This is a genomic window from Okeania sp. SIO2B9 (assembly GCF_010672505.1).
In the GTDB taxonomy this organism is placed as follows: domain Bacteria; phylum Cyanobacteriota; class Cyanobacteriia; order Cyanobacteriales; family Microcoleaceae; genus Okeania; species Okeania hirsuta.
This window is the reverse complement of the sequence record NZ_JAAHGK010000197.1, coordinates 1-7,805: the sequence shown is the minus strand read 5'-3', so window position 1 is coordinate 7,805 and position 7,805 is coordinate 1. Positions and strand designations below refer to the sequence as shown.

The 7,805-nt window shown below is 38.6% G+C and carries 3 protein-coding genes; all 3 read right to left on the bottom strand.

All coding sequences use genetic code 11. The features are described from left to right. Positions 1-2,597 (bottom strand): LamG domain-containing protein (locus F6K13_RS09515; RefSeq protein WP_287287280.1); only part of this gene is annotated, 2,597 nt, incomplete at its 3' end. 1,496 nt (positions 2,598-4,093) lie between these two features. Further along, complete coding sequence (locus F6K13_RS09510) at positions 4,094-4,255, bottom strand: hypothetical protein (protein ID WP_287287279.1); 162 nt, start codon at positions 4,253-4,255, stop codon at positions 4,094-4,096. A 76-nt stretch (positions 4,256-4,331) separates the two neighbouring features. Then, positions 4,332-6,437, bottom strand: coding sequence for a M3 family metallopeptidase (locus F6K13_RS09505; protein ID WP_124144262.1), 2,106 nt, complete (start codon positions 6,435-6,437; stop codon positions 4,332-4,334). Positions 6,438-7,805 lie beyond the last annotated feature (1,368 nt).

The following is a 7,805-nucleotide window of genomic DNA, read 5'->3' as shown; positions in this document are numbered from 1 at the left end:
GTCTTCCCCGAACCATCAACTGTTACTGCCAAATGTAGCCATTTGCTCAACTCTAGCTTTCCATTTGCTTGTACCCTGTTGGAAGTTGTTCCTTTAAAACTATCGAAACATAGATTGCTTGTTGTGGTTTCGTTAGCAAACACAATGTTGTTATTTGGAGTACCATTGCCAAAGTCAATAATTCTTGACCAATGCTTAAAGCTGTTATAGTGTATCCAAGCTTCTACAGTCAAACCTTGTGAATAGTCAATATTCATTGCTGGCATTTGGATATAATCATCCACACCGTCAAAACTTAGACAATTGCCAAGCTTGGAGTCTGCTACAATTATTGGTTTTCCATTGACTTTGCCGTTTAGCTTTGCTGCTGAAACATCAACAACTTCTTTTTCTTTAGCTGCATTTTCGACAATTTCATTCAGTGGCAGATGGAATTGTAAACCACGGTTAATATCTATAGGTGGAGGAGTTCCATCTTCTTTCATACATTCATTGATGTCTTCTGGAGATAATACTCGGTTATACATCCGCAAATGAGCCATTTGCCCCTGAAAAGCTTGGTTAGCAGCAAATCCTCCTCCCAGCTTATCTTGCTCTTGCCCTAATACCAGTGCTCCTCCAGTGGCAATTGGATTTCCTTGACTAATGACTTTAGAGTGTACTTCTTTTCCGTCTTTGTACACTTTAAATTGTCCATCGCTACTTTGCCAAGTAATTGCTACACAATGCCATTCACCATCGTTGAAAGCAACTCCCGTACTATACCACTTGTTATTAACAGTGGGTGTGATATTTTTAATGTTGTATATTTGAAACTCGTTATACCTCTGTGCGGAAGATTTTGCGTATGAGATAACTGTACCTTCTTTCTGTTGGTTGTTCGATCTAACCCAACATAATACTGTCATTGCTTCCGAGGGAAAGTTGGGCATGGGATTAATGATCACATAATCATGATTCCCATTAAAGTTTAAACAATTGCCAAAGCGTGGTTCAGCTACAACTGTTGCACCATAAACTTTTCCATTGAGCTTTCCTGCTGAAATATCAACAACTTCTTTTTCCTTAGCAGCATTTTCCACTATTTCATTCAATGGCAGATGCAGTTGTAAACCACTATTTATATCCATAGGTGGAGGAGTTCCATCCACTTTCATACATTCGTTAATTTCTTCTGGTGATAATACTCGGTCATAAATCCGCAGGTTTGTCATTTTTCCGTGAAAATATCCTGTTCCTGACCAATTACTTACGCCGATATAGTTTTTGGTTCGATTAACACTATTGGGGACAGCTACCAACCCTCCCCCTACTTCTTGACCATTCTTATAAACCTTGGCATTTCCTGACTCATCAATTGTTGCTGTTAGATGAAGCCACTTACTTGCTTCGAGTATCCCTTTTACCTCAATAGCTTTTCTGGTCGAACCAACAAACACAACTAATAATCCATCATTTGTTGTAGTATGATTCCCAAAAATGATATTGTTTTTACCAGGACCGTTAGCGAAATCAATAACTCTTGATTGGTACTTGAAACTGTTATAATACACCCAAACTTCTACAGTAATACCCTTTGAATAGTCAATATTCATTTCCGGCATTTGGATATAATCATCTACCCCATCAAAACTTAAACAGTTACCAAAGTTTGAGTCGGCAACAATTGTTGCACCATGAACTTTGCCATTGAGTTTTCCTCCCGAAATATCAACTACTTCTTTTTCCTTAGCAGCATTTTCCACTATTTCATTCAATGGCAGATGCAGTTGTAAACCACTACTTATATCCATAGGTTTAGTTTCAGGCATTTTGCTAATTGGACTTGTAGAGGTAGTATTGCTAGCAACATAAATATCATGTAAATCATTAGGTATTACACCTTTAATCTTTTTTTGTTTAAAAGTAAGGGTAATAGATGTATAACGTTGGTCGCTCGGTAACTGAAACAAACCTAGACCCGTATCTGTGCCAAAAGAAGTACCTGGGTTGGGTGGAGTTGGGCAAAACTCTTGTTTACCTTGAGAGTTTTTACCAGAGATAGTTTGAGTCGCTGCATCTAGGAATACACGAGCATTATTTCCTTGGCCAAGAGTGCCACTGTTGAATAATTTCCAGTCAGTTAAATTTAGTGGACTACCATCTAGAGTTGTTGCTGTGACTTTTATGGTTGTATATCCAGCTGCAGTACCGTTGAAAAATCTTGATATGGCCAAATATGTGTCACCACAGGTAGCGCCATCAGTTGCTTTTGAGCCAGTTAGAGAAGCTTTGTAGTTACTAAAATCTAGAGTAACAGAATAATTATTTTCACGTCCTATAGTCCTGATTTGAGGCATAGTAACAGTGATACCTTTTACTTTACCTGTTAAGCTAAATTTATTCTCTATTTCCCCAGATAGGAGGCGGTCTTCTGTAATGGGGGTATCTCCATTTGGCTTTCCTTTCCAACCACGGTCATTATAGTCTATTTGATTGTAGGTTATACCTATTGTACCTCCGAGACCATCAGAGATTTGCGCTGTTTGGCCAAACCCTGGATACTTATAGTCGGTAGTATCCCAAAAGGTGAGGTTTTTAGTAGCGACTTCAGACATTATAATGCTCCTTATTTATTAATTAATCGGCAATTTCTAGCGACACTAATCATTCTCTGATTGTCTTTAAAAATATACAATCCAGATATTTTTTGGCTTCTGTCTATAAACAAGTATAAGGTAAGCATTTCCTCCGGAATGCTGCGCAAACAGCTATTAGTTGTCAGCTATCAGCAACAAGACTCTCTCCTTAAAGACAGTGCTTAAATTAATATAGACTTTAAGAGCAAGGGAGCCAACTTTTGTAGTAAGACAATTAATAAAGCTTTGATCGTCAACTAAAAGCAATAGCTGATAGCTGATGGCTGACAGCTGAATGCTTACAGTATAAGTTTTTTGATGCACAAGCTAAACATTTCTTAATAATACATTTTACCACTGATGAAATTATCCATAGAGTTAAATTTTATTAAGGATTATTGCTAAATTTTTGGTAAGGATTCAGGTCAGGCCAATTTGTTATAAAGTCCAATATTTCAACGATAATAATGGCCTACTTTAAGCTGATAAAATCAAAAACTTTCTATCATTAAATGGTTAACTATATCAAAAAAAAATAATGAAATTGATATTAATTCGTAAAGTCGATATAGGTTGTTCTTGAAACTAGCAAAATTAGGATTGGCGTTGGTAAAGCGCGTGTATGATATTAATCTTAATTACTTACCGAGAAATTGTGGGTATGCGCCTCCCCTTTTCAGGGGAAAAAAGAAAAAATTTTTCCTTTGAGTCAATCCTCTTCTTTTCAAGGAGAGGTAATAATTAATAATTAATTATTAATTGTTGAACACCCCTAACCCCTCCCAGGAGTGGAAAGACCGAGTTAGTAGGAAAGAAAGAAGAAGAAACAGGAGTAGAAGGATAAAGTTTTTTGGTCGCGTAAAGGTCATGGACTTCTATCGCGCTCTTATCCGGACATGATATCATACCTCAAATTACCAACACCTTAGGATTAAATATATCAATATTCCTGATATTAGATTATGCAAAATATCAAACTGCTAGTTGCTGCAAGACAATACAAAAATATGCTCTGAATCTGTATTGCCTTTAATCAATAAATAAGGAATTTATTTGAGGCGATCGCTTATTTATTTATAAAGAGTAAATCTGAATTTATCAATATAGCCATTATGAACAAATAATATATTTTTATAATTAAATGGTTGACAGTTACTCAAGTCAATTCCTTGACCAAGAGTTGTACTTCTAACATAAGTTATAATACATCCTGACTCTATATAACGACCGATAATTACTGATAATACTGATAATAAAGTTGGCGTTGCATAAATGTGGGATGATTTTAATAGTTTTGTGGAATTGGCATCTTGCCCGTTCCTGATATTTTCCCGTTCCTGATATTTTCACTCCTTGGACAGAAAAATTCTTTCCCTCTACTGCCTACAGCAAAGCTGCCTATGTGTGGAGGAGATGTCTATTAGACATCTGGTAAAAATCCCAAATCAAATCAATTCTCACACATAAATTATCAATTATTTCCCCTCCCAGGAGGGGGAGGGGCGAGGGGTGGGTTCCCTACTGCCTACAGCAAAGCTGCCTACTCCCTCTATAATATTCATCCGGCCTCTCAGCAATGCCCAAAAAGGAATACAGGCACGGGAGCAAGATGCTCCCACTACTGTGCCTCGTAACAAACATTCGTACAGAAAAATTCTTTCCCTCTACTGCCTACAGCAAAGCTGCCTATGCGTGGAGGAGATTTCTATTAGTTTACACAGTAGCTATCAAACCACTATGTCTCAACAAAGGTTCAGTATTAGGTTCCCGACCTCGGAAAGTTTTAAACACCTCCATCGGATGCAAACTACCACCTAATGCTAATACTGTATCTCGAAAACGTTTACCACAAGTGGCGATCGCTACTTCATCTTCTAAACCAGCTTCTTCAAAGGCAGCAAAAGCGTCAGCACTCAATACTTCTGCCCACTTATAACTATAATAACCAGCAGCATAACCGCCAGCAAAAATATGTGCAAAAGCACATAAAAATGAATCTTCTGGCAATGGAGCTAACACAGTAGTAGTTTTAGCGATGCGGTTACGCACATCCATCACTGTTTCCTCAGCACCTGGTTGATAACGATGATGTAGCTCAATATCAACTAGCGCAAAGTGCAACTGACGTAACATCCCACTGCCACTCATATAATTTCTGGCAGCCAAAAGTTTCTGATAATAATGTTCTGGCAGAGTTTCCCCTGTTTGATAATGTTTTGCCATTCCAAATAATGTGGCGCGGTCGTAACACCAGTTTTCCATAAACTGACTGGGTAACTCCACCGCATCCCACTCTACATTATTAATACCAGCAGCTCCTGCATAGTCAACCGTTGTCAACATATGTTGTAAACCGTGTCCGAACTCATGGAAAAGAGTTTCTACCTCACGAAAAGTCATCAAACTAGGTTTACCATCTACAGGAGGTGTTTGGTTGCATTGCAAATAAGCTACTGGCAAACGCAAAGTAGTTTGACCATTTTCCATAAGCTTTGCGCGAGCAATACATTCATTCATCCATGCACCACCCCGTTTTTCTGCCGGGCGACTATAAGCATCAAGATAGAAGTAAGCGATGGGTGTATTTTTCTCATCACTAACTTGGAAATAACGCACATCTTGATGCCAGACTGGTGCTTCCCCATCAGCAGCAGTAATATTAATACCAAATATCCGTTTGACTAAAGCAAATAAACCATCAAGAACTTGGGGTAGTGGGAAATATGGTCGTAACTCTTCGGCAGTAAAAGCAAACTTTTCTTCCCGCAGTCTTTCCGCCCAAAAACTGGTATCCCAATGTTTTAGGTCATTTGCCTCTAGGGCATTTTTACTGGCAGCAAATTTTTTCAATTCTTCTAAGTCTGTAACTGCAGCATCATAACTCACACTGCGTAGCTCTTCTAATAATTTTTCCACTGCTTCAACACCAGGCGCCATTTTACTAGCGAGACTCAGTTCTGCATAACTATTAAAGCCTAAAATTTGAGTTTTTTGTTGACGTAGCTCTAAAATACGTTGAATTAAAGGATAGTTGTTTAACTCCCCACTAGAAGCACGACTAATAAAAGCTTTATACAGTTGTTCTCGTAACTCCCGTCGTTTGCTGTGCTGCATGAAGGGCGCAAAACTGGGATAGTCGAGAGTGATGCGCCATGGTCCGCTTTCTGGAGTTGCATTTTCTGCTCCAGCATCTCTGGCACCTTGAGCTGCCAAACTTAATAAACTGGGAGGTAAACCATCGACTTCTTCTTTGTTTGTCAATGTGAGACTAAAAGCTTTTGTGGCATCAAGGACGTTATTGGAAAACTTTGTAGAAAGTTCTGCTAATTCTAGTTGAATGGTGTTGAAACGTTCTCGCTGTTCCCCTTCTAAACCTACTCCAGAAAGTTCTGCATCTCTGATAGCAGCTTCAACTATGCGTTTTTGTCCTGAATCTAGATTTTGCCAACTATCACTATTGTGTAATTTTTTGAAGGCTTGATAAAGAGGTTTGCTTTGGCTGAGTTTATTAGAAAATTCTACTATTTTTGGTTGTATTTCATCATAAGCTTTTCTTAGTTCAGGGCTATTTTTTACTCCCATTAAATGCCCTACTATTCCCCAACTCCAACTTAAACGGTCTACTAATTTTTGTATGGGTTCTACTAGGTCATTCCAAGTAGGTTTAACTGTGGCTTCTAAGTTTGTTAATTCTTGCTCTAATTCTGTTAGAAGTTCTGTCATTGTAGGGACTACATCTTCTGGTTTAATCGATTCAAAAGGAGGTAATCCTTTACCATTTAATAATGCTTTATTTGTAACTGTAGCTTGAGCATTCATAAGCAGTTTTTCTTGATATCCCAATCATCTTTATTTTTGGTATTATATTATTGTAGCTTAACTGAGCAAAAAATCGGCGTTGGTGAAGCGCGTGTATGATATTAATCTTAATTATTTAGGAAGACCGAGTCAGGAGGACTGAGCCAGGAGGAAAGAAAGAAGGAAGAAAGAAGAGGAGGAAAAGGAGAAAGTTTTTTTGATCGCTAATTAGGGCTTGCTGATTAAATCTAAAAGTATTTACAGATAAAGGTTTTAGCCTTTTTAAGTATCAAAAAGTGCGAGGTTTTAGGTGGTAATGGTTCAAAAATGAGCGGATTTTGGTCAAGAGTTGGGCAGAAAAATTAAGGGACGATTCTTGCTACTATCTCCTCTATAATTCCCATTTCTCCTGACTCGGTCATCCTGACTCCTGACTCCTCCTCTTACCGAAAAATTGTGGGTATGCGCCTCCCCTTTTAAGGGGATAATAAAGAAAAATTTTCATGATTAGTCAATCCTATTCTTTTCAAGGATAGGTAATAATTAATTATTAATTATTAATTGTTGAACAAAAGACTTCCATCAGCAAACCCTAATTATCCGGACATGATACAGTATTTAATTCACTTGAATATTAATCGATGTATCAGTAATATCATGTCCGTTAGTATTGTTCGTGTAAAACAGGACTTATATAGAATCCGGTTATATAGTATATGTTTATAACTATACTTAAAGCCTTCAATCTCCCCTACTCCCCTACTCCCCCAACTATATAATAAGTGTTCAACCGGATTTGATATTACGCATAATATCATGTTCCCCCTCCGGGGGAGCTACGAATTGCGGATAATCAGTTATAATAAAATTTAAGGGATCCGGGTATCGACAGTACCAAACAAATACTTAAATTATCAATACCCCCAATACGAATATTTGTTCTTTTTCTCCAATATTTCCTCCTGACTCGGTCCTTCCCCTCCTGGGAGGGGGAGGGGCGAGGGGTGGGTTGACTCCTGAGGACTCACAACAGTCATTTATAAGTATTCAAGCGTTAGCGTAGCTCCCCCGGAGGGGGAACATGATATAAGGTACGAAAAATTAGGATTTGAGATTGCTTTCCTGTCGGTCGCAATTACGGAAATACTTTGTATAGCGCTGTGCGCAGGCAACAGGCAACAGCGGTGCGACCCCGCGACGACGCCAGTCGCAAGGGAATGCGCACCAAGAGAGGCAACAGGCAACAGCTCCGGAAGGGGGATTGAAGAAGGAGACAGGAGACAGGAGACAGGAGACAGGAGGAAAATTACATGGGGATTCTCACCCCAAGTAATTTTGAACACCGTGTAGACGGTGGGGTATTAAACCCACAAAGAAAATGATAAAAAA